Raw genomic sequence first — 25,698 nt, forward strand, 5'->3', positions numbered from 1 at the left:
GCAGTCTAGTGCCGACCAGCGAGGAACTGCCCGGCCGGATCCTGCGGCAGGCTCGAAGCGCAGCAGGCAGCATAAGAAAAGCAAGGTCGGAGCCGATGATGGATGACCGTCACAGCTCCGGCTTTTTGGCGTTTGTTTTAAATATGAAATTGGTAATTGTCCCTACGATAAGGCTGGCTACTAACGCCATCAGGATAGACCATATCATGGCTCCTGACATTGAGGTATCGTTGATCACATTAACGATTAAGAAGATGCCGACAACAATGAAAGTGGCTAAATAGTCAATTATTCTTATTTTTTTCATTTATATCACCTGTTATTGAATAATAACATAAAATGGAATTATAGTGTTTGTGATTATTTATTCCACTTGGAGAGCATTCAAAATTAGAACGCTCGAAATGAATGTGGAGAGTAAGTCTGCTGCGTTCCGGCAATTGGCTCCGCTTCATCCGGCAGGCTGTAGCGGGACAGCAGCTGCCAGACCAGCTCACGGCGGCTGGCGGCGCCCGTTTTGGCGAAAATCGACTTCAGATGATCCTGTACCGTGTAGGCTGAAATATGCAGCGCTTTGGCCAGCTCCTTCGTGGATAAGCCTTGCAGCAGCTTGCCGATAATTTGCTTCTCGCGTGCTGACAAGCCGTAGCCTTCCGCCAGCAGCGGCAATATATCGCCGGGCTTGGCCCGCTCCAGCCAGACGCCGAGCTGGCTGGAGCCGCCGGCTCCGTTCAGCACGCTGGCGCGGATCGTCAGAAACTGATCGTCCGGCGTCCGCAGGCATACTTTGGACGGAAGGACGGTCTGCTCAGGCGCACGGCTGTCTGCAAGCGGGGGAGCGGAGGCCGCTGTTGGGCCGGCTGCTTGGTCGGTGGCGTCCGGGGAGTCGGATGACGCAGCAGCCGCGCTCGTCGCATCCGGCATGGCTTGCGGCACGCCGGAACGGATCTGCCAGGCCGATTTGGCCTGGGTCGCGACGGCTCGGATCGGGCGGGGCAATAGGTCCGGCCCGATCCGTTCCCAGTGGCGCAGCCGGGCGAGCCAGTGGTCGGCGGCTTCATTGGACAGCAGCAGCTCCATGCTGGCCGACAACACAAGCATCCCCGTCTCCAGCGCCGGCTCTCCGTCGCCTGTGGTCGTCAAGGATACGCTGTGCTGCCGCAGCCCGTCAGCCATGACCGCGATCAGCGAGCTGATGTACGCCCGCTCCTCCTCCTGAAACAGCGGCTGCTCTTGCCGCCGGAACAAGGTCAGAAATCCCCAACACGCTCCCTCCACAACAAGCGCTGCCCGCAGCTCGTCGCCGAAGCCTGCCGGACGGAGAATGTCGCGAAACCGCATGCTTTGGTTCAACCGTCCCTCGGTTGTGCCGCTAAGGGTGGCAGCATGCTCAAGTCCAGCCGCCAGCCTCGCATATTTATTGACATCGTGCTGCATATATTCATTTTCGAACAGCAGGCCGTGAATCGCTTCGATGCTGTCTTCGGTGGCGGCTCCGGTCGATAACAGGGTGGCCGGATCAACGACGGTGCAGCATGCAGCATCGAAAGGAACGGCTCGGCGCAGCTGTTCAATCAGCGCCAGCCGGTAATCCTGGGAGGAAGCCGATCCGGCTGCGGCGGACGTGATTTTTTTCCGGACGGATTCATACAACGATTGGCTCATGATGGGCGGCTCCTTTCGGCTGCGGCCAGGCTCGATATCCCAATAATGTGGGATTGTTCTCTCCCGTAACCTGTATATAATTGAGAATAATTCTTACTGCAAGTGTACAGGATGAGCGGGGAGATGGGAAGCCAGAGATGTGGATAACGATGCGCAGGCTTCACGATATCTCTGGGTTTTCCGGTTCAGGTCGCGGAATATCGGCAGAGAGGAGCTGCAAGGATGTCGGGTCATGTTGAACGGAATCAAGCTGCAATGGATGGAATCGGAGAGACGGCCGACAGGGACAGGACGGCTGGCCGCCCTCGCCTTGGCAGCATGAGCTGGGACAGTTTGCATGCAGGCGGCTACGAGCAAACGATTGCCCGGAAAATTCCCGGCTACGAGCGGCTGTATGATCAGATGGATCGCCTGATGGCGGCGCATTTAGAGCCGGGGACTACGAGCGCAGCCGCAGATGCGATGGATGTAAGCGAAGCGAGCGCCACAGCGTCCAAAGCAAGGCTGCTGATTGTGGGCGCAGGTGGCGGGCAGGAGCTGGTTACGTTAGGGATGCGGCATCCGGATTGGCTGCTGACGGGCATAGACCCGTCTGTTCCGATGCTGCAAGCGGCTCAGCGGAAAGCTGCAGCTTGCCAACTGGAGAGTCGGGTGACGCTGCTGCCGGGCACGGTAGATCAATTGTCTCAGGCCACAGGCCCAGAACGCTTCGATGGCGCAACTTGCTTGCTCGTGCTGCATTTTGTAAAGGGCATGGACAACAAGCTGGCGCTGCTGCGTGGCATCGCGGAACGGTTGAAGCCTGGAGCCCCGTTATTTATCGCCGCGATTAACGGTGTTCCGAACAGTCCGGCTTTCGCGGTGCAAATGCGCGCTTGGCGCAGCCATATGCTGGACAACGGCATCCCGCTGGCGGATTGGGAGCGGTTTGCTGACTCGATTGGCAACGAATCCGACCCGGTCGCTCCGGAAGCGCTGCAGCAGCTGCTGGAGGCTTCCGGTTTCACACACCTATCGCGATTTTTTGGTTCGTTTCTGATCGAAGGGTATATGGCGACAAGACTGCCGGACAAGTTGCCGGACAAGTTGCCGGACAAGTGACAGCGGCAGGAGGCGGCACAGTGAAGCATCATGCGAGGGCAAGCAACCCGAGGAACCGCTAACGAGGACGAAGAGACAGGGTCTGCGAAAGGCTCTGATTTATGGGAATGAAAACGCAATACAGCAAGTTTCAGGGGGCATATATAATGAAGAAACACATCGTAGTCGTCGGCGGATACGGACATGTCGGGCAAACGATTTGCCGGGAGCTGGCCGAGCGGGTTCCCGGTCAAGTGTATGCGGCAGGCCGCAGCCTGGAGCGGGCCGAGCAGTTCAGCCGCGCAACCGGAGGGAGAGTCAAGCCGCTGCAGCTGGATATTGGCAGCACGCCTGATCCGTCTGTATTGGCCGGGATCGGATTGTTGATCATGTGTGTGGATCAGGCGGGGCCGTCCTTTGTCCGGGCTTGCTTGCGCGCCGGGGTCGATTATTTGGACATTACGGCGGACGACAGCCTGCTGTCGCAGATCGAAGGGCTGCATGACGAGGCGGTGCAGAACGGAGCAGCGGCTGTGCTAAGCATCGGACTGGCTCCGGGACTGACGAACTTGCTTGCCGCTCATGCGGCCAGCTTGCTGGATCGGACAACGGCGATTGACATTTCAATTATGCTGGGATTAGGAGATCAGCACGGCCAGGCGGCGCTGGAATGGACCGTAGACAATATGAGCACGGTGTATCGGATGAATGGGCCGCAGGGCGAACGGCAGGTGTCCAGCTTCACCGATGGACGGCGGACGGATTTTGGCGGCGGCCTGGGCGTGCGTACCGCTTACCGTTTTAATTTTGCAGATCAGCATGCCTTGGGCCGGACACTGGGAGTGCCGGGTCAGGGGCCAATTTCAGTGACGACCAGGTTATGTCTGGATTCGCGGGTGATGACCGGGCTGGCGGCGGCGCTGCGGGCGACGGGCTTGTCCGGGCTGCTGCGGCTGAAGCCGCTCCGGGATGGAGCTGTCCGGCTGCTCAGCCGGGTGAAGTTTGGCTCTGCACAATTTGCCGTAAAAATTGATGCAGCCGGCGAGCAACAAGGGCGGTCGCAGACGGTGGAATGCTCGCTGCATGGCGAGCGTGAGGCGGAGCTGACAGGCCGGGTGGCCGTAGCGGTGGCCGAGCTGATGGTTCGTTCGCCGCAGAAGCATGGCGTACACCATATTCACCAGCTGATGAGCTGGGGTCAGATGGCAAGCATGCTGCAGCCGGCCGTATCCTGGTGTTGCCGGATGGACGGCAAAGAGGTCGGCTTCGGCCGCCTGGAATAGCGAAAAGCATCTGTGAAATTCACAGATGCTTTTCGCTGGTTTAAAATAGACCCGGTGGGGGTCGAACCCACAACCTACCGGTTAAGAGCCGGTTGCTCTGCCATTGAGCTACAGATCTACGGGATAAATGCTTGCTTGTCTCGCTGACCTCATTTAATTTATCACAGGAATCGTCAAAATGCAACAGATTTTTTAAGTTTTTGTGGAGACGGGCAAGCCTTGTGACGATATTATGACAAGGATAAGGCGACTTGCCAGGTTCGGCTTATGTGTAGCTGTAGATGGATTAGCTGGATACACGCAATGAGGTGTACCAAGGGAGGACAAGAATAACCAATTATCTATAATTCGAACAATAATGAGCCAAGAAAATGAGAAAATAGCTGCGTTATAATGAATACAGGGCAAGGCCAAGCAAGCTAAAGATGGAGCAGAAAGAGGGAAACAGGATATGACGAGAGTGAACACGATTTCTGAAGATAAACAACAAATGCCGGAGGTGCTGCTGCCGGAAATCCCGGCGCGGGTGGTGCGGCTGGATGAATGTGGCGGCGTTGGCGACGGGCAGACCGATAATACAGCGGCGTTTCATAAGGCGATCAGCGCGCTGGACGAGCAGGGCGGGGGCAAGCTTATCATTCCGCCCGGATTGTGGAGGACGGGTCCGCTCAAGCTGGTCAGTCGGCTGGAGCTGCATGCAGAGGCAGGAGCAACGGTGCTGTTCAGCAGGCAGTTTACGGATTACCCGATCATTGCTTCGACCTTCGAGGGCAAGCCGTCGATCCGCTGCCAGTCGCCGCTGGATGCCGAAGGTCTGGAGCATCTGGCGATTACCGGCGAAGGGATATTTGACGGCGGCGGCGAAGCCTGGCGTCCGGTGAAGGACTGGAAGATGACATCGAAGCAATGGAGCAAGCTGACCGAAGGAGGCGGAGTTGTCGAGCAGGGCGCTGGAGTGTGGTGGCCGTCCGAGGAAGCGATGAACGGGGCCGCTGTTGTGGCGGCGCTGCAGCAGGAGGGGAACGAGTCGCTGGAAGCGTACGCAGCGGCGCGGGCGTTTTTGCGCCCGAACTTGCTCAGCTTCCGCCGCTGCAGCCGGGTGCTGCTGGACGGGCCGACGTTCCAGAACTCGGCGGCGTGGAATTTGCATCCGTGGGGCTGCGAGCATATGACGATCCGCCGGGTACAGGTGCGCAATCCGTGGTTTGCCCAGAACGGCGACGGGCTTGATGTGGAGTCGTGCCGGTACGTGCTGGTCGAGGATTCCACCTTTGACGTAGGCGATGATGCGATTTGCCTGAAGTCGGGCAAGGATGCCGCAGGGCGGGAGATCGGCTTGCCTTGCGAATACGTGACGATTCGCCGCTGCACGGTGTATCACGGTCACGGAGGCTTCGTCATCGGCAGTGAGATGTCCGGCGGCGTTCGTCATGTCCGGCTGTCGGATTGCACATTTATGGGAACGGATATCGGACTGCGGTTCAAAAGCGCCCGCGGACGCGGAGGCGTTGTCGAGCATATTGAGATCGAGCGTGTCCGGATGGTGGACATTGCGGGCGAAGCGATTTCGTTCCATCTGTTTTATGCCGGGGTCGAAGGCTCGGGCTCAGCCCAGGAGCAGTTCATCCCGGTTACAGAGGAGACGCCGGTTTTCCGTGATATCCACATCCGGGATGTGGATTGCACCGGAGCGTCCAAGGCGCTGCTGGTGAACGGCTTGGCGGAAATGCCGCTGGAAGCAGTGACAATCCGCAATTACACGGCTTCGGCGGATCAGGGGGTCGTTTGCCACCAGGTCAAGCAGCTTGTACTTGAACAGCTCCAGCTTCATGTGAAGCAAGGTCCGCTGATTCGTCTGCATCAAGGCGACGATGTGCGCATCTCCGGTCTGGCCGGCTCCGCTGCGCCGGAGGAAACGACGCTGCTGGCGGTTACCGGCGGCAGATCGGCCCGCATCGTCTGCACAGACGTAAATACGGCCAAGACGCTGCGTGGCGTGAGCATTTCGCCGGAGGTGCCGGCGGACGCCGTGAGCGTGCAGTAAAGTAGCGCGTGGCGAGCGTCCAGCAAAGGCAGCGTGTGCCTCGTGTAGCGTGGAAGGAATGGAAGCCTGCAGCAACTCTCCGGCGCACCGTCCTTGTGATGCTGTTGTGGAAAATATTGGATTTCAAGGGGGGCTCAATCATCTTATGAAGGCAAAGGTCGATCATACACAGCCAGCTTGGCAAGCGGATTTGGGCGGGGGATGGTACCGGAACCCGATTTTATATGCAGACTATTCCGACCCGGATATTGTTCGGGTGGGCGATGATTTTTATATGACCGCCTCCAGCTTCAACAGCTCGCCGGGCTTGCCTATTTTGCATTCAAAGGACTTGGTTAATTGGACCTTGTTGACGTATGCGGTGGACCGGCTGCCCGGCAACTTCGATCAGGTTCGCCACGGCGACGGCGTCTGGGCTCCGAGCATCCGGTTTCATGACGGGAAGCTGTGGATTTTTGTCAGCATGCCGGATGAGGGCATCTATATGACGACAGCGACTGACCCTGCCGGTCCGTGGACGCCTATGCACTTGGTCAAGGAGGTCAAGGGCTGGATTGACCCTTGCCCGCTGTGGGATGAGGACGGTCAGGCTTATCTCGTGCACGCTTTTGCGAAAAGCCGTTCCGGGATCAAGCATAAGCTGCAAATTTGCCGGATGAAGCCGGATGGAACCGAACTGCTGGATGAAGGCCAAATCGTCTTCGACGGGGAGCAGGATCATCCGACGACAGAAGGCCCGAAGTTTTACAAACGCAACGGCTATTACTATATATTTGCACCCGCCGGCGGCGTGCCGACCGGCTGGCAGCTGATTCTCCGCTCCAAGAGCGTCTACGGGCCGTATGAGGAGAAAATCGTGCTGCATCAAGGCAACTCGCTCGTGAACGGTCCGCACCAGGGCGGCTATGTCGAGCTGGCGTCGGGCGAGTCGTGGTTTGTGCATTTCCAGGACCGCGAGGCTTACGGCCGGATCGCGCATTTGCAGCCGATGAGCTGGGAGAACGATTGGCCGGTGATGGGCGTCGACACGAACGGCGACGGGATCGGTGAGCCTGTGCTGACGCACAAAAAGCCCGATGTCGGGCGTGAATGGCCGGCGACAGCGATTGCAGCCGGGGATGAGTTCACCTCCCCCGAGCTGGGTCTGCAATGGCAGTGGCAGGCCAACTGGCAGCCGTCGTGGTATTCGCTGACGGAGCGGCCCGGCCAGCTTCGCTTGTATGCGCAGCCGCTGCCGGCCGCCGATTCGGCGCTCTACCGTGCGCCGAACGTGCTGACGCAGAAGCTGATGGCTCCCGCGCTGACCGCCACGGTCAAGCTGTCGCTGCAAACGAAGACGCCGGGCGTGCAGGCAGGGCTGACATTGTTCGGACATGCTTACCGGTACGTGGCGCTGCGGCAGACGGCAAACGGCTGCGAGCTTGTATGGGCCGAAGGCCGCGGCAGCAAGGAAGCGCCGGCGGTCGAGCGCATCAGCGAGTCGCTGCCGTGGACGGCAGAGGCGCCTGTTGTCTACATCCGCGCTACGGTTGCGCTGGAGGCTGTGTGCTCGTTTGCCTACAGCACGGACGGGGAGCGGTTTACGCCGATCGGCGAGCCGTTTACGGCAGTGCCCGGCGGCTGGGTCGGCGCCAAGCTGGGGCTGTTCTGCTTCGGACCGCATGGGCAGGCGGCGGAAGGCTGGGCCGATATCGACTGGTTCCGGGTGGAGCGGGCGAGCTTGTAGCTCCAGCGGCGACATGCGGGAAATCGGGTTGAAATTCATCAAGGTTATCCAATAAAAGAGCAAGCTGGATCGAGAAACAGCCTTCACCTCCGGAACATCGGAGCGGAAGGCTGCTTTTTTTATGGTTATGCCAGTGCTGGGGTCGTGCGTGACTCAATAAGATCCCCCTAGTGATGCAGAGCCGGAGTGGTCGAGTCGCTTATCGGGGCCGGGGCTTTCAGCTTGGCCAGCTGTTCAACAGCCTGCCTCCCGACGGCAAACCGTTTGATCGGCATAACCTGTCCTGCGTCGGAGCTGATTCGGGATTGAACGAAATAGATGCCCTCGTTGGCAATCGCGTGCGAGGCCGTGTAGACGCCGGGTGCCGATTCGCTGGCCTTGACCGTCACGGCTGCTTCAGGCTTGCCTTCCGGCCAGAATTTGAACTCCGCAGTGTCCGCATGCTGCAAAGGCTGCTTGCTGTTCACCACTTCGGCTGCAAAACTGCTGCTTTGGCCGAGCTCGATACGATCAGGCAGCTTCAGCTCAATGCTCATATGCGGGGGCAGTCCGCTTTCGTCGGTCGGCTGTATATGGGCTGTGCAGCCGGACAAGGCCGCCGCAAGCAGCAGCAGGACGCAGCCAGCCGCAAAATGAATCAGCTTGTTGGTATTCATCCTTGTCATTCCCCCTATGCCGAAAACCAGCGGCGTAATGGCTGGATGCGGCGAATGATGAGCAGATCGAGCGCGAGCACGATCAGAATGGAGAGGCCAAGCAATGGCATCAGCGCTCCGCATGCGAGCATGATAATCAGCACGCCGATGGTGACCTTGGCCTGATCTGGCTTGCCCGGAGCGCCGAGCGTCCCTTCCGGTTTTCGCTTGCGCCACAGCACGTAGGAGCTGGCGGCTGTAAGGATCAATCCCAGGCAGGCGGCCAATCCGAGCAGTTGATTCGGGAGGCCGAATAATCTGCCCTCGTGGAAGGCGATGCCGTACGAGATCGCTTTGGCCATCACGCCGTAATCGGCGAAGCGAACGTCGGTCAGCACAGCTCCGCTGTATTGGTCGAGATGGAGCGTTGCGTTATTGCCGGGCTTCACATGAGCGGTCGAAACGGTGAATACGCCTTCAGCGCCCTTCGGCAGCGTCACCGTGTAAGGCTTGGCTACCTGCTTGCTGTCAGCGATGCTGACGATCTCATCTATACCGAGTGCAACATATCCGCCGGACGACAGCGGAACCGGCAGATTTTCCGCCGCCCAAGGCAAATCCGCTGCGATATCCTTGGCTACCGTGACCGAATTCGGCTTGGCGCCGAAGCTGTAGGCGAACGGTGGCGCATTTGTCTGCGTGGAGTTGGCCAGCTTGTCGATCTGCTTCCCTAGCACACCGGACCAAGGCAAGCCGCTTCCAATGATGACTAGAAGAGTGAGTGACAGCCAAAAGGCCGGTACGGCGTGCAGGTCGCGCCAGAACAGCCGGCTGCCTGGCTTGCTGAGCCTGGGAATAATTGTTCCCCAGATGGACGCTTTTGTACGCGGCCACCACAGGTACAGACCGGTTAGCAGCAAAATGACGGCCCAGCACGCAGCCAGCTCGACAAGGCGATTGGCGAATGTTCCGCCGATAACCAGCTCGCTGTGCAGCTTTTTGAAGAAGGCGGAGAAGGTCTTATTACTGTCCAATGTGCCGAGCGTTTGTCCGTTGTACGGGTTCATGTACAGGGTCGTGGGCGTTCCGTTCATGATCACTGACAGCTTGTAGCTCTCCTCCTTCGTGTCGGGCAGCGTCAGAGAGGAAACCTTCAGTCCGGGATTATCTTTCTGGACTTGAGCAATTGCAGCCGCTGCCGACAGCGGAGCGTTGCCGACCTCGCGGACAGTCAGCATGTCCTTGTACAGGTAGCCTTCAATCTGCGGCTTGAACAGATAGACAGACCCGCTGACAGCCAGTACGATCAGGAGCGGGGCGAAGAGAATGCCGGCGTAAAAGTGCCACCTCCAAACGGACTGGTAGACGGCTTGACGCAAGCTTCGGGCGCTACGGTTTGTTTTGTTGTCATTCATGTCTGGGAAGTAACCTCAACTTTCATTACTAAGTTCTGATTCCTGTTTAACTATATCGCAAGGGGGTACGATCAGGAAATGACTCTTTCGAGCTATTGTTGTGACCAAACTCACGTGCTGTAGCGTAAGCCGGCTCATGTCACGTATTGTCCAAATTTGCCCGTTCAAATGACTCTTTCGAGTCATGGTCAGCGGCCAGAGCAGTATGCTTTGATAAGGACAAGATGGGTTTATTCTGAAGGTTGCTGCTTTCGGGGGAGAAGGGGGATGAATAGGATGGGTATTGAGGCGTTGGTTATGGCCTACGGATTTCGAACCGTGTTCAGTCCGGAGCTGCTGCTGATTTCACTGCTGATAGGCCTATGTTACTGGCGATATAGAGGAAAGCATGTTTCTTGGAGGCAAACAGCCAGCTTTGCAGCAGGACTGCTGCTGTGGTATGCTGCGCTGGGGGGACCTCTGAATGTGCTGGGCCATTTCTGGTTCAGCATGCATATGCTGCAGCAGTCGATTCTTTACCTGATTGTGCCTCCGCTGCTGCTCGCAGGGCTGCCGGTCAAGTTTTACGATTACGTGCTCAAGCTTCTGGCTATTCGTCAGGTGATCGCCGTGATCGGGCATCCGATTCTGGCGTTATTTTTATTTAACGGGGCGTTTTCCTTCTATCATGCTCCTGTTATTTTCGAAGCGGCCATGTCGAACTATGCCCTGCACAATGTGCTGCATCTGCTCTTGTTCATAACGGCCTGCGGACTGTGGTGGCCGGTTTATTCACTGGCTGGTCCTTATCCGATGAGTCCGCTGAAAAAGATGGGGTATATTTTTCTGAACGGCCTCATGCTGACCCCGGCGTGCGCGCTCATCATTTTCGCTCGGGAGCCGCTGTACGGCCTTTATGCAGGTGATACGCACTTGCTGTGCTTGCCCTTCTACTCCTTGACGGTCGAGAAGCCGCCCTTTGAGTTAGCTTGGCTTACGCAGCTGGCTGACCAGCAGCTCGGCGGGGTCATCATGAAAATTATGCAGGAAATTTCGTATGGCTGCGTGCTTGGCTCCGTATTTTTTGCCTGGTTTCGAAAGGAAAGGGCAGCGGATCCGGAGGAGCCGCTGTCAGGCCAAGCCAGCTAACCCGTTGATCCGGCTAACTGCCGGATCATGTTGTAGATTTCGTCGTTGTTCATTGCTTCTCCCATCGGAAATACTTTGCGGATTTTGCCTTGCTGGTCGATCAGAAACAACGAAGTGACCGTATGGACGAAGGAGCCGTCGGGCATTTTTTGGACAAGTACCCCGAAGCTTCGCGCTACATCGGCTGTGTCCTTCTCGGTGCCTGTCAGCAGCGTCCAGGCGCTGAAGTCCATGCTCATCTTTTCCCCGTAGCGCTTGAACACCTCCGGCGTATCGCGCTGCGGATCGAAGGTGATCGAGAGAAACTGAACCTTGTCACCCCACAAGCCTTGCTGCTTTAGTTGAGCTTGCAACTTCACCATATTGTAGGTCGTCATCGGGCAAATGTCCGGACAGCTTGTAAACAAAAACTCAACCAGCCGCACCTTGCCAGCCGTTTGCTCCAGCCGCACCGGGTTGCCTTGCAGATCGTGCAGTGAAAACTCCGGAGCTTGCTTGATCGTGGGCAGCGGAGGCCCCTCCTGGCTGACCCAACTGTACAGGCTGTAAGCCAGTGCGACGAGCAGCAAGCAGACCACCGCCTTGAAGCCATGGCGCTTGAGGATTTCGTTCAACTTGCAAGCCCTCCCTTACATCAAATTCATTGTTAACACAAAATTTAGTATAGCATGGCGAGTCCCGCTAACCCATAACTCGAAAGAGCTATGTGATCCGTGCTGCTGCCTCCGCACAGCGAAAATGCTCACAGAGTTTTCATAAATCTCCTCTTGAATTGACTCCTCGGGGTCATTTCACCGCGCGACAGTTCGCCTATAATTAGGGGCATAATCGAAGTCGAGAGGGAGGAAAAATGATGCAGCAACGTAATGTGGATGGCATCAAGGAGTTCAGCAGGCTCAAATCCAGCACAGCGATCAGAAAGGCGGAGCAAGCCATTGAACGGCTGCTTAGCCGCAAGCTGAGCGTAAACTTCAATACCGTGTCGCTGGAGGCCGAGGTGTCCAAGCCGTTCCTGTATGCTCAGCCCGAGCTGAGAAAACGGATTGAGGAGCTGCGAACGCGGACGGAGCTCCAGGGGGAGTTGATGCCGGAGTACAATGATGTGCATCTGCTGGAACGGGAGAATGAATCTCTGAAGCGAAGAATTCGCAAGCTTGAGAGAATGCTCCAAAGCTTGAAGAATGCTTGATTATTTAAAGTAAACAAGCTGTTTGTTCAACCAAATGACAAAATATTAGCTATTTCGGGTCATTTTGCTCATAAATGGCTTGGATATAATAATCCTTGTTTCAGGGCAAGGATTATTTTTTATGAGCGAAGGGAAGTGAAGGCTTTGCAATTTCCGACGATTGACTTCGGTTGGCTGGGCAACGGCAATCTGATCGGCATGATGGCCGTTCTTCATGTGATGATCAATCACGCCGTCGCCATCGGAGGCTCAATTCTGATGGTGTCTATTGAGCATGTGGCTGTACGCACAGGCAATGCTCGTCTGGAGCAGTATGCCAAGTGGCTGAGCAAGTGGATTCTGATCATTACGACGACCGTCGGCGCGATGACAGGGGTCGGCATCTGGTTTACGACGACGGTTATTTTACCGGATGCCATCGGCTCGCTGCTGCGCATCTTCCACTGGGCCTGGTTTACCGAATGGCTTGTTTTTGTGTCGGAGGTCATTCTGCTGCTGGCTGGCCCTCTTCTGCTGCTCAGCATGAGCGATGCCGTTCGTCACGCTTTTATGGGAGGCTCCAGATTTCATACAGGCTTGCTTGCGGTGGCGATTGCACTGGCAATTGTTTTGTGTGTGACGCTGGTGAAGCTGGTGCGTCAGGATAGCCGCAAGCTGTTCCTTACGTCTGTTGCGCTGCTGCTTGTCGTATTGTCGCTGATGAGCTGGATTCGACACGAGGTTCGGGACATTCATTTGCAGCCGTATATGGAGCAAGCGCCGCGCAATTTCGGCAGTTAAAGCAGTCAGGCTGCAAGATGTGTGAACACGTAAAGAGGCCCTCACTTCAGCAGAAGGAGGGCCCCTTTACGATCAGCGCGTTATTTTTTCTCTGCCAGCCATTTGGCCAGATTGACAAGCTCTTCATCCTTGAGACTGCTTTTAAAGGCGGGCATGCCGCCCCGGCCGTTTTGCAAGAGCTTGTACAATTGCTGGTCACTCAGCTTGCTGCCAACCTTCTGCAGATTCGGCCCCATCTTGCCCTCCAGGTTGCCGCCGTGGCAGCCGAGGCAGGACTGCTTGTAGATTGCTTCAGCAGCTTGCGCATTCACTGGCGTAGCTGGAAGTGCCGCCGCCGCCGCCTGCTTGGGCTCATTTTGCCGATTTTCCACCTGCATAAACAAGACCGCAATGCCCAGGATACAGGCAATTCCGCCAAGTACAGCCATTGTCCATTTGTACATGTGTAACACCTCCTGAATTCCCCAACATCCTACACTTTGTTTCCCTGTTTGTATATAGCTCTATGGAGCTAAGCATATCTGGCCGGATGAGGTCGCTTCCCGGGCTTGCAAGTCAATGCGCGGAGCGCTAGCATATACGGTAACGAAAGTTGCAGGACAGCTGCATGAGCCAACTGATCAGGCAGTCGCGATGAGAAGAATGGCGAGGAACAAGGGGGGGATTCGTACAGATGGCAGTGATCGTCATTGGCAGTCTGAATATGGATATGGTGATGGAAACATCCCGGCTGCCCGACCGGGGCGAGACGATTCGGGGCAGCGGATTTTTTCTGTCACCCGGTGGCAAAGGGGCAAACCAGGCCGTTGCCTGCGTCCGGATGGGGGCGGAAACGTGGATGCTGGGCAAGGTCGGCGATGATTTATTCGGTGGATCGCTGATTGACAAGCTGACGGATTTTGGCGTGCACACCGATTATGTGGGCCGCGAGAAGGGCGTATCGACCGGCGTGGCGGCGATTACGGTGATGGCTGGCAATAACAGCATTATTTTGAATGGCGGGGCAAATGAGCGAGTGATACCGGACGATGTGAGCCGGTTCGAACGTCAATTGCTGGCGGCGTCGGCGGTCATGCTGCAGCTGGAAATTCCGCTGGAGACAGTCGTCTGGACGGTGGAGCTGCTCAAGGGGAAGGTGCCGGTTTATTTGAATCCGGCTCCGGCTGCGCCGCTGGACGATGCGCTGCTGCAGGGGCTGGATTATTTCACGCCCAATGAAATCGAATGCCGCCACTACACCGGCGTCGACATCAGCTCTCCCGGCGATGCGCTGCTGGCATTGGAGTGTCTGCGGGCCAAGGGGGTAAAATATCCGCTGATCACGCTTGGCGAGCAGGGCGTTGTGTACTTTAACGGCACAGCAAGCCGCCACCTGCCTGCGCAGCCGGTCAAAGCCGTTGATACGACGGCGGCCGGGGATACGTTTTCCGGCACGCTGGCTGCGCTCATGACGGAGGGACGCAGGATGGATGAGGCTGTGGCGCTTGCACAGCGGGCGGCCGCGATTGCGGTTACGCGGCGCGGCGCGCAGGAGTCGATCCCGACGCTGGCGGAGGTGCTGCGGGGATAAGCCAAGCTGTCGGGCAGCGAAAGGGATTCGGCAGCCGGTATGCGGGCCGTTCGCGATGTATGTCAGGCAGATTGAACCGGCCGCGACCCAGTGCCCCTGCACATGCGGGCAGCAGATCCGGCGTCAGTCCCTACGTAGTTAGGCTTGCATTTCGAACCAGAGCGTCATCCCGATCGTAATCGGCACGGATAGCAGGTAAGCGGCCAACGGTTTTTTATGATGGAGCAGAAGCATCGGGAACATGAGCAGGTCAAACAGCACGGAATGCCAGAAGGACCAGCCGTACGCATACTGAATAAGGCCCAAACCGTGCAGCACCCACTCGCACCCCGCATAGATGCAAATCCACAGCAAAATATGCAGCGCCATGCTCAGCGTGCCTTGCTCAGGCATGGTCGAGAGGAAGATCAGCACGTTAAGCGGTAGCGTCAGCAGCGCGTAGACCATCACGGTCATTTCCTGGCTGCACAAAAAATCCGGGGCGAACATCCACAGATTGCGGCCATGCGTGATATATTCATACAGCAGCCCGCCGGTCGCAATGTAGAGCATCGTCGGGTGGTAGTTTTTCCAGTGCTTCCAGTCGGCCCATCTCCAGGTAGCGAAGATGCTGAACAAGGTGAGAACCAGATGCATAAGCCGCGCTCCTTCGTTTGGATATCACTTATTGTTCCAATTAAGGGGAATTCCATGCTTAGGCAGTTGTCATCAACAACAGGGCGGATGCACAGGCGGCAGCCCGGCGGCGCTCATAGACTACGGTATCTTGGTAAGGAGGTTGTGGCGATGGGTGTGGTTGGCGGCGCAGGCGTCGGGGGATTTGACGGGGCGGCTCTGGCTCAGGCCGTGTTGGCGATTTTGGTTTTGTTCATTTTGCTGGTGATCATCAGCCAGGTTTTCTTCTAAGGTTAAAGAACGGGCGGGCAGGCGCCGACCGGACAACGCCCGCCTATGCCTTGGCGTCGTCCTGACCAATTCCGCGCCAGAACAAATCGACGATTTGCTTGGGCAGATCGTCGAGCGACAGCCGTTCCCGCAGCTCCGACTCCCGATTGCCCAGCATGAGCAGGGAGGAGAAGGCATGCGACAGCAGCATCGGATCGCTGCCGGGCTTGATATCGCCAGCCTGGATCGCGGTTGCAAAAAATTCGGCCAGCACCTGGTGAATGCTATGCTCGGCGGTGCGAATTTGCTGGAGCTGCTCGTCCGCTAACGACGGCATCGCTTCGCGCAAAAGCGTTTCGAATTCCACGTGAGTCGAAGCCATCTTGACGGCCGCGATGTGCTCAAGCCGCGCCCGGGTGCTGCCGGGTTTGGTTAAGATCACATGCGAGTAGTGGCTGATTCGATGCATCATCTCGCTCACGGCATCCGTGAACAGCTGCGCTTTATTGAAGAAATAATAATAGATGGACGCCTTCGTTACCCCGGCCTGCTCAGCGATTTGGTTCAAGGAAACCGGCTCGTAGCCGTATTCCATAAACATTCTGGAGGCGACGCTCAAAATGGTGTCGCGCATCGGTTTGGCCTGGTCCGAAAACTTGGGCCGTCCGGGCGCGCGGCCCTTCTTTGTTTTGGTCATCGGAGTTTACCTTCTTTCACAAAGCAATTAATTAACCTTCCGGTATATATAATTGTATTATATCATGTAAAGTTAATTATAACCGAAATTTCGGCTCATTTCACAGAGCCTTTGTCCGACGCCAAACATTTCGCTTGAAATCGGCCGGCAACCCCGTATAATGAAACAAGTCCGCTTCGTCGCGCGGACATCCGGGATAGCCCGCCCGGTAGATCGGGCCGCGGTTCGAGAACTCCCGCGTTACCAAAACTAGGAGGATGGGAAGACATGTTTCACTTGGCATGGGGCGCTTTATTCGTCCTTGTTCATTTTGGCTGCTTTTTGCTTTGTTACCGGTTATTCGGGCGTAGCGGGTTATACGCCTGGGTCGGCATCGCTACAATTTTGGCGAACATTCAGGTGACGAAGACGATCGAGATGCTCGGGTTCGTCATGACGCTGGGCAATACGATGTACGCGTCGATTTATTTGACCAGCGACCTGTTGAACGAGAAGTACAGTGAGAAGGAAGCGCGCAAGGCGGTGTGGTTTGGCTTCTTCGTCATGCTGGTGACGATGGTGACGATGAAGATGACGCTGATGTTTACGCCGCAGGAGACGGATCTCGCGCAAAGCTCGCTGGAGACGATTTTCGGGCTGCTGCCGAAGCTCGCACTGGGCAGCTTAACGGCCTTTCTGGTCAGCCAGCTTCTGGACGTCAAAATTTATTCGTATCTGAAACGGATCTTTCCGAAGCCGGGACAGCTCTGGCTGCGCAACAACGGCAGTACGGCGGTCAGCCAAATGGTCGATACGCTTATTTTTTGCTCGATTGCGTTTTTAGGCGAATATACGCTGGACGTATGGCTACAAATTTTGATCACCACCTATCTCATCAAGTTTGTCGTTTCGATGGCTTCGACGCCATTTTTGTATATCGCCCGGGGCTTCAAGTTTCGGGAGGAAACGCCATAGCCGCGGCTGGCGCATCACGGAGCCTTCAACTCACACCTGGACGGTGGCGCTGAAGGTTTTTTCCTGCATCGGCCGCTTTGCCTGTGAAATTACCTTTTCAATGATATACCTTACTTTTCTTAATTCCCGGCGAGCGTCGATTCCGGTACAATAAAACCTGTAATCGCTTACAAACAAAACGGATCTAAAAGGGGATTTTACGGTGAAAAAAAGAACATTAGCCCTCATACCTGTCTCCATTGCATTAGTCATCAGCGGATGCTCGGCCGGTGCGCCGAAGGAAGCGAGCAAGCCGGCGGACGGAGCGGCCAGCCCGGCGGCGGCGGGCGGCACGAAAAAAGTCGAGTTGCGCATGACCTGGTGGGGCTCGCAAACCCGTCATGATCTGACAACTAAAGCGCTTAAGCTGTTCGAAGAAAAGCATCCCGGCATTACAATCAAGCCCGAATATTCTGGCTGGGACGGCTATTTCGACAAGCTGTCCACCCAAGTGGCGGGCTCCAATGCGCCTGACCTGATCCAGATGGATTATGCGTTTCTGACCGACTACGCGAAGCGCGGGGCGCTGCTCGACCTCGGCACCTATACGCAGAGCAAGGTGCTGCGGACGGAAAACCATGATCCGAGCATGCTGAAGGCCGGATCGGTAGACAACAAGCTGTATGCGATCACACTCGGCGTCAACGCGCCTGGCGTTGTCTACAACTCGACGCTGTTCAAGGAGCTGGGTATTGAGGAGCCGAAGGAAAGCTGGACCTGGAAAGATTTCAGCGAAACGGCCACGAAAATTTCCCAGGCGAAGGGCAAAGGCTTCTATGGAGCGATTGACGGCTCCGGTGTGTTTAACATTTTCGAGGTGATGGTGCGTCAGCAAGGCCGCTCCTTGTTCGGAGCCGGCAAGCTGACTGCAACGAAGGAGGACATGGCGGCCTGGTTCGGCATGTGGGATGCCTTGCGTAAAAACGGCGGAGCCACCTCGCCGGAGGTGACAGCTGCGATGACCAATGCACTGGAGACGCGCTCGCTTGCTACCGGCTCGGCCGCGATGGACTTCGCCTGGTCGAATCAAATTATCGCTTATCAGAAAGCGTTGAAAAATCAGAAGGACGTGCTGAAAATTCAGGTCATTCCGCATACGGAGGGCGAGAAGAAAAGCGGCGAATATTTGAAGCCGGGCCAGTTTATTTCCGGCTCCGCGAAGTCGGCGCATCCGCAGGAGGTTGCAATGGTGATCGACTTCCTGACCAATGACCCGGATGCGGCCAAAATTCTCGGCTCGGAGCGCGGCGTGCCTGTGAACTCGCAAATGCGGGATCAGCTCAAGTCGACGCTCAATGAAACCGAGCAGATGATCTTCAATTTCGTAGACCTCGTATCCAAGCATTCCAGCGACATTGATCCGCCATACCCGCAGGGCTTTGCCGAGGTGGACAAAAACTTCAAAACGTCCAGCGAGCAAATTTCGTTCGGACAAGGCAAGGTAGACAGCGTCATCGATTCGTTCATCACAAGCGCGAACCAGTCGCTGAGCAAAACCAAGTAAACGAGAACCAATCAATATCTTAGAGAGAAGCGGCGGGCTGCCCGGCATCAACGAGCGGCCCGCTGCTCCATGAAGGGGATGTGGAGGCTTCCATGAATAACCAAACAACCCAAAGCGCAGTTCTCGCGCCAAGCAAGGCCAAGCGAAAAGCAAAGGTCCGCTATCCGCATAATAGCATTGCCCTGCTGTTTCTGGCCCCGTGGCTGGTCGGTCTGGTTGCGCTCACGCTTGGACCGATGGCTGCTTCCTTGTATTTTTCTCTGACGGACTACAGCATTCTGGCTTCCCCCGCTTGGGTCGGTCTGGACAATTACATCACGATGTTTACGGATGACAAGCTGTTTCTGGTTTCCCTGAAGGTTACGTTCCAATACGTGTTTGCGTCAGTGCCGCTCAAGCTGGCCTTCGCGCTGCTGGTCGCGCTATGGCTGAACAAAGGCATTCGCGGGCTTGGCATCTACCGCACCGTGTATTACATCCCGTCTCTGCTCGGCGGCAGCGTCGCCATTGCGATGCTGTGGCGCAAAATGTTCGGCGGCGACGGCTTGCTGAACCAGCTGCTGGCGTATGTGGGCATTCAGGCCCCGGACTGGGTAGCCAATCCGAAGTATGCGCTGTATTCGATTGTGTTGCTGTCCGTCTGGCAGTTCGGCTCGTCAATGATTATTTTTCTGGCCGGACTCAAGCAAATTCCGTCGGAATATTATGAAGCCTCGTCGGTTGACGGCGCAGGCAAAGTTCGCCAGTTTTTTATGATCACGATTCCGGTGCTTTCACCCGTCATTTTCTTTAATCTGGTCATGCAAATTATTACGTCGTTCCAATCGTTTACGCAGGCGTTCGTCATCAGCAACGGCTCAGGCGGGCCTGTGAACTCGACCTTGATGTATTCGCTGTATTTGTACAAGAAGGGCTTTGCATTTTTCCAAATGGGCTATGCTTCGGCGATGGCCTGGGTGCTGGTGCTGCTGATCGGCTTATTCACCTTCCTGGTATTCCGTTCCAGCAAATCCTGGGTGCATTACGAAGACGGGGGGAAATAACCAATGGATACTGTGACGAGAAAAACGGAATGGCTCAAGCACCTCACTACGATTGCGCTGGCCTTCGTGATGCTATACCCCGTGCTTTGGATGCTCGCGAGCTCCTTCAAACCGGCCAATCAAATTTTTTCGGAAATCGGGCTGTGGCCGCAGCAATGGATATGGGAAAATTATGCGCGAGGCTGGGAGGGCGTGCAAGGCAATCCGTTTTCCCGTTTTTTGGGCAACTCGCTGATTGTGTCGCTGGGGGCCGTGCTTGGTAATGTCATTTCCTGCTCCATGGCCGCCTACGCGTTCGCCCGCCTAAGCTTCCGCTTCAAAGCCATCGGCTTCGGACTGATGCTGCTGACGATTATGCTGCCGCATCATGTGACGCTGATTCCGCAATACATTTTGTTTAACCAGCTTGGTTGGGTAAATACGTATTTGCCGCTGATCGTTCCGAAGTGGCTGGCCACCGACGCCTTTTTTATTTTTCTGACGGTGCAGTTTATTCGCGGCTTGCCTCGGGAGCTGGATGAGGCGGCGACAATTGACGGCTGCGGCCCGGTGCAAATTTTCTGGCGGGTCATCGTGCCGCTCGCGCTGCCTGCGCTGATCACGACCACAATCTTTACGTTCCTGTGGACATGGGACGACTTTTTCAGCCAGCTCATTTATTTGAGCGATACGGATAAATTTACGGTGCCGCTTGGCTTGCGGCTGTTCCTGGATTCCAGCTCCCAATCCGACTGGGGACCGATGTTTGCGATGTCGGTGCTGTCGCTGCTCCCTTGCTTTATTATTTTCATCGTGTGTCAGAAGTACTTTGTGGAAGGCATTGCAACGTCCGGGATTAAAGGATAAGATCAGGGTACTTGAAACCGGAAGTAGGATGATGTGATGCGCAATCCCGGCTCCCTTATGGCTTCCTTGCGATCCTTGCTGCAGCGCAGTCGGTTGTCCACCTTGATGGCGGTCTGCTTTATCGGGCTGAATTTGTTTGTACTGCTGGCCGTCATCGGGCTTGCTTACCGCTCCTTCTCGGATGTGACGTTCACGGAAATCAGCAAGGCGCGGCTGGCGCTGCTCAACGAGAGCACCCGTCGCGGCTTTGACTTTATGACCCAGATGACCAGCACGGCCTATTCGGTTGCCAGTCATAAGGACATTACGGACAGGCTTGGCGACAAGGCGGAAACAAAATACGCAATGCTGCTGCGCCGCCGGGAAATCTCCGATATGCTGCACCATATGCTGGTGATCAACACCGGCATCGGCTCCATTGAGATTTATTCCGATCTGTTTAATGATGTGCCGTACAGCTCGACGGACCTCGTCTATCCGGTGTCGCGTATTGCCGGAGAGCCGTGGTTTGCTGCGCTCAAGCAGGCGGATTCCGTGTGGATTGCGGCGAGTGAGGGCGATGCCTCGGCTTCGCTGATCGGCTACGCCCAGCATATGTTCAACAGCCGCGGCGAGACGAACGGCTATCTGGTCATCCGAATGTCGCAGCAGGACGTGCTGCGCAAGTTCGCGGATGTGCCGATGGTGCTGGAGGGCCAGGTGCTGGTCGTCGATACGGGCGGCAAAGTGATCGTTCAGGTCAATGATCCGCATCGCGCGGGCGAGCAGCCGGTGCTCGATGCCGACTGGCTCACCCGGCATTCGCACACGCTGGATGACGGCTATGAGCTGTTCCGCAAGGATGACCAGTCGTATCTGGTCGTGTTCTCCAAGCCGAATCCGGTGCAGTGGCGGCTCGTGCAAATTATTCCGACCCGTGCGCTGCTCGCTTCGACGGAGCGGGCTGGCTGGTATGTGCTGGTAATCGGCGGACTGGGGCTGATCCTCTCGGCGCTGCTTGCTTATGCGCTGGTGCGGAGCACCGTCAAGCCGCTTCGGCGGCTGATGATGGAGATGAAGCGGGTCGAGCGCGGCGACTTTCAGGCGAAGGCGATCGCTTCGTATACAGAGGAATACGTGCAGCTTTCCTTCAGCTTCAACCATATGGTGTCCAGGCTGAAGGAGCTGATGGACAGCGTGCAGAAGGAAAGCAAGCTGAAGCGCGAGGCGCAGACGAGCCTGCTGGAAGCGCAGATCAAGCCGCATTTCCTGTACAACACGCTTGACATGATTCACTGGCGGGCGATGGATTACCAGGCGCATGACATTAGCCGGATGATTACACAGCTCGGCAAGCTGCTGCGGATCGGACTAAGCGGAGGCAAGCTGTTTATCCGCGTGCGCGACGAGCTGGAGCATGCCCGCTGCTATATCGGCATTCAGCAGGAGCGGCTGCCGTTTTCAATCCTGTGCACCGAGCAGGTCGAGCCTCAGGTGCGCAGCTGCTTTATTCCGAAAATTATTTTGCAGCCGCTGATCGAAAATGCCGTCATGCACGGCAAGCCGGAGCAATCGGATCAAGTGCTGCAGCTCGGCATTCAAATCCGGGAGCGGCAGACGGAGGGCCAGACGCGATTTCTGGAGCTGCGTCTGACCGACAACGGCCGCGGGCTGCCGCCGGGCTGGGAGCTGGAGCAGACGACCGGTATCGGCATTCGCAATGTGCATCAGCGCATCGGGCTGTACTGCGGACCTGCTTACGGCTTGCAGCTTGCAAACCGCGAGGAGGGCGGCGTCGAGGTGACCGTGCGGCTGCCGCTGATCGAAACGGAGGAGCAACTAAAATGTTGGCTGGACGGTGAAAACGGATGAGAACGATTTTGCTTGTGGACGATGAGGCGCATATTTTGCAGGCTTTGTCCCAGCATATCGGCTGGTCGAAGCTCGGGCTGACGGTTGCGGCCACAGCGACGAATGGCTTGGAGGCGCTGGCCCGCTACCGGGAATTGAAGCCGGATCTGGTTATGACGGATGTCTATATGCCTGAGATGAACGGAATCGAGCTGGTCGAGGCGCTTCGCCAGGAGAGCCTGGAGCTGCCGATTGTGATCCTGAGCGGCTTCGAGGAATTCGAAAATGCGCGGCAGGCAATGCGCTGGGGCGTCAACCATTTTCTGCTCAAGCCGGCCAGCGTATCCGAAATCGAGTCCGTGGTTGCCGAACTGCTGCAGGAGCTGGATCATGCAGAGCAGAAGCGGCGGCTGGACGAGCATTACCGTCAGGAAATCGGTAGGCTGCTGCCGTATTTGCGCGAGAAGTTTTTCCATGAGCTGTTGACGACCCGCTTTTTGGCGCATGAGATTCACGACGAGCGGCTTGCGTATCTCGGCCTGCCTCGTCCGCGCCGGGCGGCGGCGGTCAGCGTGCGGATCGCAAGACCGGCGTTTCTGACGCGGCTGGAGGAGCGGGATTGGCAGCTGCTGCGATTCGGGGCGGACAATGTGATTCGGGAGCTGCTGGAGGCGGAGCTGAGCGGTGGGACGGTACATGGCGGGGTGATTGATTATTCCGACAATGTGTTTGTCCTGCTGCTGTTGTCCGCCGAGGGAGGAACAGGCGGCGAGGAGAAGCTGTCGCGGTTCTGCGAGCAGCTCGGACGGCTGGCGACGGAGAAAATCAGCACGCTGCTCAAAATTGAAGCGCTCGCCGGCATCGGCTCTGTGAAGCATGGCCTGCATGAGCTGATCGACTCCTACCTGGAGAGCCGGAAGGCGCTGGAGGCGGCGGAATACCAGGGCTCCGGCCAAGTATACCCGTACCGCGAGCTGGAGCGGCTGGATACAACCTTTGACCAGTATGCCCCGCTGCTCAAGGAATGGAACGAAGCTTTGTCCGGCAAAGCACTCGATCAGGCCAAGGCACAGTGGGCGCAAATTCACGCGCGGCTGGAGGCGGAGGTTAGCGGCTCATTGGCCGATATCCAGACGATCTGCGTCGGCCTCTTCAGCTCCATGATGCTCGCCTGGCATGACGGGCTGGCGCAGCAGGCTCCGCCGCGCACCATGTCGCAGTTTTTGCGGGAAATTCAACAGTGGTACACGCTCAAGGACCTCGTCCGCTGGATGAACGAGCTGGTAGGCGAATGGCTGCTGATCGTGCAGCAGGAGCAGTCGGGCCGCAAGGGCAACCGGCTGGTGGACAATGTGAAGCAGCATGTGGAGCTGCACTACAACGAAGAGATCAGCTTTGCAGCGTTGGCCAAGGAGCTGTACGTGCATCCGAAATATTTGAGCCAGCTGTTCAAGCGGGTGACCGGACAAAACTTTGTCCATTATCTCAATCAATTCCGCATCCAGAAGGCGATTGCTTATTTGCAGTCCGGCCAGCATATGGTGTATGAGGTCGGCGAGATGGTCGGCTTTAGCAATGCCGCGTATTTCAGCCAAGTGTTCAAGATGGTGACGGGCAAAAGTCCGTCCGATTTTTTCCGCGTCTAGCCGATGCAGGTGTGACGTATAGACCGAATGAGGATCGAGTATGCGGGCAGCCTGAGGGCTGCCTTTTTGCTTGTAGCAAGGAGCGCGACCGCTCGATACCGATTTTTCCCCTGCCGGTTGACAGAGCCGGCGTTTGTTTGTACAATACATTTATTCGTAAAAATTACAAATTGGAGCTGAGCAACAGGATGACAACAAAGCAAATTCCGGTGACGGTGCTGAGCGGCTATCTGGGAGCGGGCAAGACGACAATTCTCAATCACGTGCTACATAACCGCGACGGGTTGAAGGTAGCGGTAATCGTGAATGATTTGAGCGAGGTGAATATAGATGCCGGGCTGATTCGCGACGGAGGGGGCTTGTCCCGCACCAGTGAAACGCTTGTCGAGATGTCCAACGGCTGTATTTGCTGTACGCTGCGGGAGGACTTGCTGCGCGAGGTCGAGCGACTGGCCAAAGCCGACCGCTTTGATTATGTGCTGATCGAATCGACCGGAGTTGGCGAGCCGTTGCCGGTTGCGCAAACCTTTACGTATGTGAATGAGGAGAGCGGCATTGACCTGTCCCAATATTGCCGGCTTGATACGATGGTGACCGTCGTCGATGCGTATCGGTTCTGGCATGACTATGCCTCCGGCGAAACGCTGCTGGAGCGCGGCGAGGCGGTCGGCGAGGACGATACGCGAGATGTGGTGGACTTGCTGATTGATCAGATCGAATTTTGCGACGTCCTGATTCTGAATAAATGCGACAAGGTCGATGCGGACGAGCTGGATGAGCTGGAGGCGGTGCTGCGCAAGCTGCAGCCTCGCGCCCGTCTGATCCGGGCTGAGCAGGGCGTTGTGCAGCCGTCGGACATTTTAAACACCGGGCTGTTTGATTTTGAAGCCGTGAGCGCATCGGCCGGTTGGATGCAGGAGCTGGAGAAGCCGGAGCATACGCCGGAAACGGAGGAATACGGGATCACCTCCTTTGTCTACGAGCGGGTCAAGCCGTTTCATCCGCAGCGCCTGATGGGCTGGATGGTGGAATGGCCCGCCGAGGTCGTCCGGGCCAAAGGGATGGCATGGCTCGCCAGCCGCAACGAGATGGGACAAAGCCTCAGTCAGGCCGGACCGTCGATTCAATTTGGCCCGGCGGGCTACTGGGTTGCGGCGCTGCCGGAGGCGGAACGGGTGAGCCTGCTGCAGGAGGACCCCGAGCTGGCGAAGTCGTGGCATCCGGTATATGGGGATCGGATCAACAAGCTGGTGCTGATCGGGATCGGCATGGATCGAGAAGCGATTACCGCAACGCTGGATGCGGCGCTGCTGACGGACGAAGAGCTGGGGCAGCCTTGGAGCCGGTTTGCAGACCCGTTCCCAGGAGCCGTTGCGGAGCTGGGGGAGGTGAATGCAAGATGAGAGTTGTTGTGACGTTGGCTTGCACCGAGACGGGCGACCGCAATTATACGACGAGCAAGAACAAAAAAACACATCCAGGCCGGATGGAGCTTAAAAAGTATTGCCCTCGCCTCAAACGTGTGACCTTGCACCGCGAGACGAGATAGGGTTGTCGGCACAAGGGGGCCCTGCAGGATAGGTCGCAGGTTAGTTGAACTTTACCGTACGGGCCTCTATAATGGGACTTGCATGAATAAGCCCTGTATGCAAGCGGGAAAGCGTGGGAATTCCTGATCTTGAATGGGAGCCTGCGGCAATGTGCCTGCTGCATATCGAGCTTATTTCTGTGTCCAAACC

Annotated in this window: 25 protein-coding genes and 1 tRNA gene; 18 read left to right on the forward strand and 8 right to left on the reverse strand. The window is 56.7% G+C overall.

The genetic code is table 11. The annotated features are described in order from the left end of the window. The first annotated feature begins 8 nt into the window (after window positions 1-8). Window positions 9-284: a hypothetical protein gene (locus tag AC6ROY_RS02340; RefSeq protein ID WP_500098348.1), complete on the forward strand. Its 276-nt coding sequence runs from the start codon at window positions 9-11 to the stop codon at window positions 282-284. A 106-nt stretch (window positions 285-390) separates the two neighbouring features. Here the strand turns inward: AC6ROY_RS02340 and AC6ROY_RS02345 are convergent, their stop codons facing one another. Continuing rightward, window positions 391-1,665 (reverse strand): helix-turn-helix domain-containing protein, encoded by a 1,275-nt coding sequence (locus AC6ROY_RS02345; RefSeq protein ID WP_500098349.1) that lies wholly within the window; start codon window positions 1,663-1,665, stop codon window positions 391-393. 222 nt (window positions 1,666-1,887) lie between these two features. On the opposite strand from AC6ROY_RS02345, the gene AC6ROY_RS02350 reads away from it, so the two are divergent. Together AC6ROY_RS02350 and AC6ROY_RS02355 are read left to right on the forward strand one after the other, a co-directional pair. Beyond that, window positions 1,888-2,766, forward strand: coding sequence for a class I SAM-dependent methyltransferase (locus AC6ROY_RS02350; RefSeq protein ID WP_500098350.1), 879 nt, complete (start codon window positions 1,888-1,890; stop codon window positions 2,764-2,766). 146 nt (window positions 2,767-2,912) lie between these two features. Then, window positions 2,913-4,028 (forward strand): saccharopine dehydrogenase family protein, encoded by a 1,116-nt coding sequence (locus tag AC6ROY_RS02355; RefSeq protein ID WP_500098351.1) that lies wholly within the window; start codon window positions 2,913-2,915, stop codon window positions 4,026-4,028. 46 nt (window positions 4,029-4,074) lie between these two features. Here AC6ROY_RS02355 and AC6ROY_RS02360 read toward each other — a convergent pair. Then, a tRNA-Lys gene (locus AC6ROY_RS02360) sits at window positions 4,075-4,146 on the reverse strand. A 333-nt stretch (window positions 4,147-4,479) separates the two neighbouring features. On the opposite strand from AC6ROY_RS02360, the gene AC6ROY_RS02365 reads away from it, so the two are divergent. Then, a complete protein-coding gene (locus AC6ROY_RS02365; protein WP_500098352.1) occupies window positions 4,480-6,072 on the forward strand; it encodes a glycoside hydrolase family 28 protein in 1,593 nt (530 codons plus the stop codon). 145 nt (window positions 6,073-6,217) lie between these two features. After that, complete coding sequence (locus AC6ROY_RS02370) at window positions 6,218-7,798, forward strand: glycoside hydrolase family 43 protein (protein ID WP_500098353.1); 1,581 nt, start codon at window positions 6,218-6,220, stop codon at window positions 7,796-7,798. A 167-nt stretch (window positions 7,799-7,965) separates the two neighbouring features. On the opposite strand, the gene AC6ROY_RS02375 is transcribed toward AC6ROY_RS02370, so the two are convergent. Both AC6ROY_RS02375 and AC6ROY_RS02380 read right to left on the reverse strand, forming a co-directional pair. Continuing rightward, entirely contained in the window at window positions 7,966-8,454 is a 489-nt protein-coding gene (locus tag AC6ROY_RS02375; protein WP_500098354.1) for a FixH family protein, read from the reverse strand. A 14-nt stretch (window positions 8,455-8,468) separates the two neighbouring features. Beyond that, entirely contained in the window at window positions 8,469-9,848 is a 1,380-nt protein-coding gene (locus AC6ROY_RS02380; protein ID WP_500098355.1) for a PepSY-associated TM helix domain-containing protein, read from the reverse strand. Window positions 9,849-10,124: 276 nt separating this feature from the next. Between AC6ROY_RS02380 and AC6ROY_RS02385 the strand changes: the two genes are divergently transcribed. After that, on the forward strand, window positions 10,125-10,976 hold the full coding sequence (locus tag AC6ROY_RS02385; RefSeq protein ID WP_500098356.1) for a cytochrome c oxidase assembly protein: 852 nt from the start codon (window positions 10,125-10,127) through the stop codon (window positions 10,974-10,976). On the opposite strand, the gene AC6ROY_RS02390 is transcribed toward AC6ROY_RS02385, so the two are convergent. After that, on the reverse strand, window positions 10,973-11,590 hold the full coding sequence (locus AC6ROY_RS02390; protein WP_500098357.1) for an SCO family protein: 618 nt from the start codon (window positions 11,588-11,590) through the stop codon (window positions 10,973-10,975). The two genes, AC6ROY_RS02385 and AC6ROY_RS02390, sit on opposite strands and share 4 nt — an antisense overlap. 239 nt (window positions 11,591-11,829) lie before the next feature. Between AC6ROY_RS02390 and AC6ROY_RS02395 the strand changes: the two genes are divergently transcribed. Both AC6ROY_RS02395 and AC6ROY_RS02400 read left to right on the forward strand, forming a co-directional pair. Then, window positions 11,830-12,165, forward strand: a complete 336-nt coding sequence (locus AC6ROY_RS02395; protein ID WP_500098358.1) for a DUF6262 family protein — start codon at window positions 11,830-11,832, stop codon at window positions 12,163-12,165. 135 nt (window positions 12,166-12,300) lie between these two features. Next, window positions 12,301-12,945 carry a hypothetical protein gene (locus AC6ROY_RS02400; protein WP_500098359.1) on the forward strand — a complete coding sequence of 215 codons (645 nt, stop codon included), beginning with the start codon at window positions 12,301-12,303 and terminating at the stop codon, window positions 12,943-12,945. Between the two features lie 80 nt (window positions 12,946-13,025). Here AC6ROY_RS02400 and AC6ROY_RS02405 read toward each other — a convergent pair whose 3' ends face one another. After that, window positions 13,026-13,388 carry a c-type cytochrome gene (locus AC6ROY_RS02405; protein ID WP_500098360.1) on the reverse strand — a complete coding sequence of 121 codons (363 nt, stop codon included), beginning with the start codon at window positions 13,386-13,388 and terminating at the stop codon, window positions 13,026-13,028. A gap of 230 nt (window positions 13,389-13,618) precedes the next feature. Here AC6ROY_RS02405 and rbsK point away from each other — a divergent pair, with 230 nt between their 5' ends. Then, window positions 13,619-14,515, forward strand: coding sequence for a ribokinase (gene rbsK, locus AC6ROY_RS02410; RefSeq protein WP_500098361.1), 897 nt, complete (start codon window positions 13,619-13,621; stop codon window positions 14,513-14,515). A 138-nt stretch (window positions 14,516-14,653) separates the two neighbouring features. Here the strand turns inward: rbsK and AC6ROY_RS02415 are convergent, their stop codons facing one another. Beyond that, window positions 14,654-15,151: a CBO0543 family protein gene (locus AC6ROY_RS02415; RefSeq protein ID WP_500098362.1), complete on the reverse strand. Its 498-nt coding sequence runs from the start codon at window positions 15,149-15,151 to the stop codon at window positions 14,654-14,656. A 150-nt stretch (window positions 15,152-15,301) separates the two neighbouring features. Between AC6ROY_RS02415 and AC6ROY_RS02420 the strand changes: the two genes are divergently transcribed. After that, complete coding sequence (locus tag AC6ROY_RS02420) at window positions 15,302-15,421, forward strand: YjcZ family sporulation protein (RefSeq protein ID WP_500098363.1); 120 nt, start codon at window positions 15,302-15,304, stop codon at window positions 15,419-15,421. Between the two features lie 43 nt (window positions 15,422-15,464). Here the strand turns inward: AC6ROY_RS02420 and AC6ROY_RS02425 are convergent, their stop codons facing one another. Next, a complete protein-coding gene (locus AC6ROY_RS02425; RefSeq protein ID WP_500098365.1) occupies window positions 15,465-16,097 on the reverse strand; it encodes a TetR/AcrR family transcriptional regulator in 633 nt (210 codons plus the stop codon). Between the two features lie 267 nt (window positions 16,098-16,364). Between AC6ROY_RS02425 and AC6ROY_RS02430 the strand changes: the two genes are divergently transcribed. From AC6ROY_RS02430 to rpmG, 8 genes are all read left to right on the forward strand, one after another. After that, window positions 16,365-17,051: a queuosine precursor transporter gene (locus AC6ROY_RS02430; RefSeq protein WP_500098366.1), complete on the forward strand. Its 687-nt coding sequence runs from the start codon at window positions 16,365-16,367 to the stop codon at window positions 17,049-17,051. A 202-nt stretch (window positions 17,052-17,253) separates the two neighbouring features. Further along, window positions 17,254-18,594 carry an ABC transporter substrate-binding protein gene (locus tag AC6ROY_RS02435; RefSeq protein ID WP_500098367.1) on the forward strand — a complete coding sequence of 447 codons (1,341 nt, stop codon included), beginning with the start codon at window positions 17,254-17,256 and terminating at the stop codon, window positions 18,592-18,594. Between the two features lie 92 nt (window positions 18,595-18,686). Next, a complete protein-coding gene (locus AC6ROY_RS02440) occupies window positions 18,687-19,637 on the forward strand; it encodes a carbohydrate ABC transporter permease (RefSeq protein WP_500098368.1) in 951 nt (316 codons plus the stop codon). A gap of 3 nt (window positions 19,638-19,640) precedes the next feature. Further along, complete coding sequence (locus AC6ROY_RS02445; protein ID WP_500098370.1) at window positions 19,641-20,483, forward strand: carbohydrate ABC transporter permease; 843 nt, start codon at window positions 19,641-19,643, stop codon at window positions 20,481-20,483. 36 nt (window positions 20,484-20,519) lie between these two features. Continuing rightward, complete coding sequence (locus tag AC6ROY_RS02450; RefSeq protein WP_500098647.1) at window positions 20,520-22,334, forward strand: cache domain-containing sensor histidine kinase; 1,815 nt, start codon at window positions 20,520-20,522, stop codon at window positions 22,332-22,334. Continuing rightward, window positions 22,331-23,959, forward strand: a complete 1,629-nt coding sequence (locus tag AC6ROY_RS02455) for a response regulator (RefSeq protein WP_500098371.1) — start codon at window positions 22,331-22,333, stop codon at window positions 23,957-23,959. Before AC6ROY_RS02450 ends, AC6ROY_RS02455 begins: the two co-directional genes overlap by 4 nt. Window positions 23,960-24,147: 188 nt before the next feature. Beyond that, a complete protein-coding gene (locus AC6ROY_RS02460; protein WP_500098372.1) occupies window positions 24,148-25,362 on the forward strand; it encodes a GTP-binding protein in 1,215 nt (404 codons plus the stop codon). Beyond that, a complete protein-coding gene (rpmG, locus tag AC6ROY_RS02465; RefSeq protein ID WP_500098373.1) occupies window positions 25,359-25,508 on the forward strand; it encodes a 50S ribosomal protein L33 in 150 nt (49 codons plus the stop codon). Before AC6ROY_RS02460 ends, rpmG begins: the two co-directional genes overlap by 4 nt. Window positions 25,509-25,698: the final 190 nt, after the last annotated feature.

The organism is Paenibacillus sp. sg306046 (assembly GCF_059821225.1).

Coding starts and splice junctions, on each gene's coding strand:
- rpmG (WP_500098373.1), top strand. CDS start 25,359: ATGAGAGTTGTTGTGACGTTGGCTTGCACCGAGACGGGCGACCGCAAT.
- AC6ROY_RS02460 (WP_500098372.1), top strand. CDS start 24,148: ATGACAACAAAGCAAATTCCGGTGACGGTGCTGAGCGGCTATCTGGGA.
- AC6ROY_RS02355 (WP_500098351.1), top strand. CDS start 2,913: ATGAAGAAACACATCGTAGTCGTCGGCGGATACGGACATGTCGGGCAA.
- rbsK (WP_500098361.1), top strand. CDS start 13,619: ATGGCAGTGATCGTCATTGGCAGTCTGAATATGGATATGGTGATGGAA.
- AC6ROY_RS02445 (WP_500098370.1), top strand. CDS start 19,641: ATGGATACTGTGACGAGAAAAACGGAATGGCTCAAGCACCTCACTACG.
- AC6ROY_RS02375 (WP_500098354.1), bottom strand. CDS start 8,454: ATGAATACCAACAAGCTGATTCATTTTGCGGCTGGCTGCGTCCTGCTG.
- AC6ROY_RS02385 (WP_500098356.1), top strand. CDS start 10,125: ATGGGTATTGAGGCGTTGGTTATGGCCTACGGATTTCGAACCGTGTTC.
- AC6ROY_RS02450 (WP_500098647.1), top strand. CDS start 20,520: ATGCGCAATCCCGGCTCCCTTATGGCTTCCTTGCGATCCTTGCTGCAG.
- AC6ROY_RS02455 (WP_500098371.1), top strand. CDS start 22,331: ATGAGAACGATTTTGCTTGTGGACGATGAGGCGCATATTTTGCAGGCT.
- AC6ROY_RS02420 (WP_500098363.1), top strand. CDS start 15,302: ATGGGTGTGGTTGGCGGCGCAGGCGTCGGGGGATTTGACGGGGCGGCT.
- AC6ROY_RS02425 (WP_500098365.1), bottom strand. CDS start 16,097: ATGACCAAAACAAAGAAGGGCCGCGCGCCCGGACGGCCCAAGTTTTCG.
- AC6ROY_RS02350 (WP_500098350.1), top strand. CDS start 1,888: ATGTCGGGTCATGTTGAACGGAATCAAGCTGCAATGGATGGAATCGGA.
- AC6ROY_RS02405 (WP_500098360.1), bottom strand. CDS start 13,388: ATGTACAAATGGACAATGGCTGTACTTGGCGGAATTGCCTGTATCCTG.
- AC6ROY_RS02415 (WP_500098362.1), bottom strand. CDS start 15,151: ATGCATCTGGTTCTCACCTTGTTCAGCATCTTCGCTACCTGGAGATGG.
- AC6ROY_RS02430 (WP_500098366.1), top strand. CDS start 16,365: ATGTTTCACTTGGCATGGGGCGCTTTATTCGTCCTTGTTCATTTTGGC.
- AC6ROY_RS02380 (WP_500098355.1), bottom strand. CDS start 9,848: ATGAATGACAACAAAACAAACCGTAGCGCCCGAAGCTTGCGTCAAGCC.
- AC6ROY_RS02365 (WP_500098352.1), top strand. CDS start 4,480: ATGACGAGAGTGAACACGATTTCTGAAGATAAACAACAAATGCCGGAG.
- AC6ROY_RS02440 (WP_500098368.1), top strand. CDS start 18,687: ATGAATAACCAAACAACCCAAAGCGCAGTTCTCGCGCCAAGCAAGGCC.
- AC6ROY_RS02370 (WP_500098353.1), top strand. CDS start 6,218: ATGAAGGCAAAGGTCGATCATACACAGCCAGCTTGGCAAGCGGATTTG.
- AC6ROY_RS02345 (WP_500098349.1), bottom strand. CDS start 1,665: ATGAGCCAATCGTTGTATGAATCCGTCCGGAAAAAAATCACGTCCGCC.
- AC6ROY_RS02395 (WP_500098358.1), top strand. CDS start 11,830: ATGCAGCAACGTAATGTGGATGGCATCAAGGAGTTCAGCAGGCTCAAA.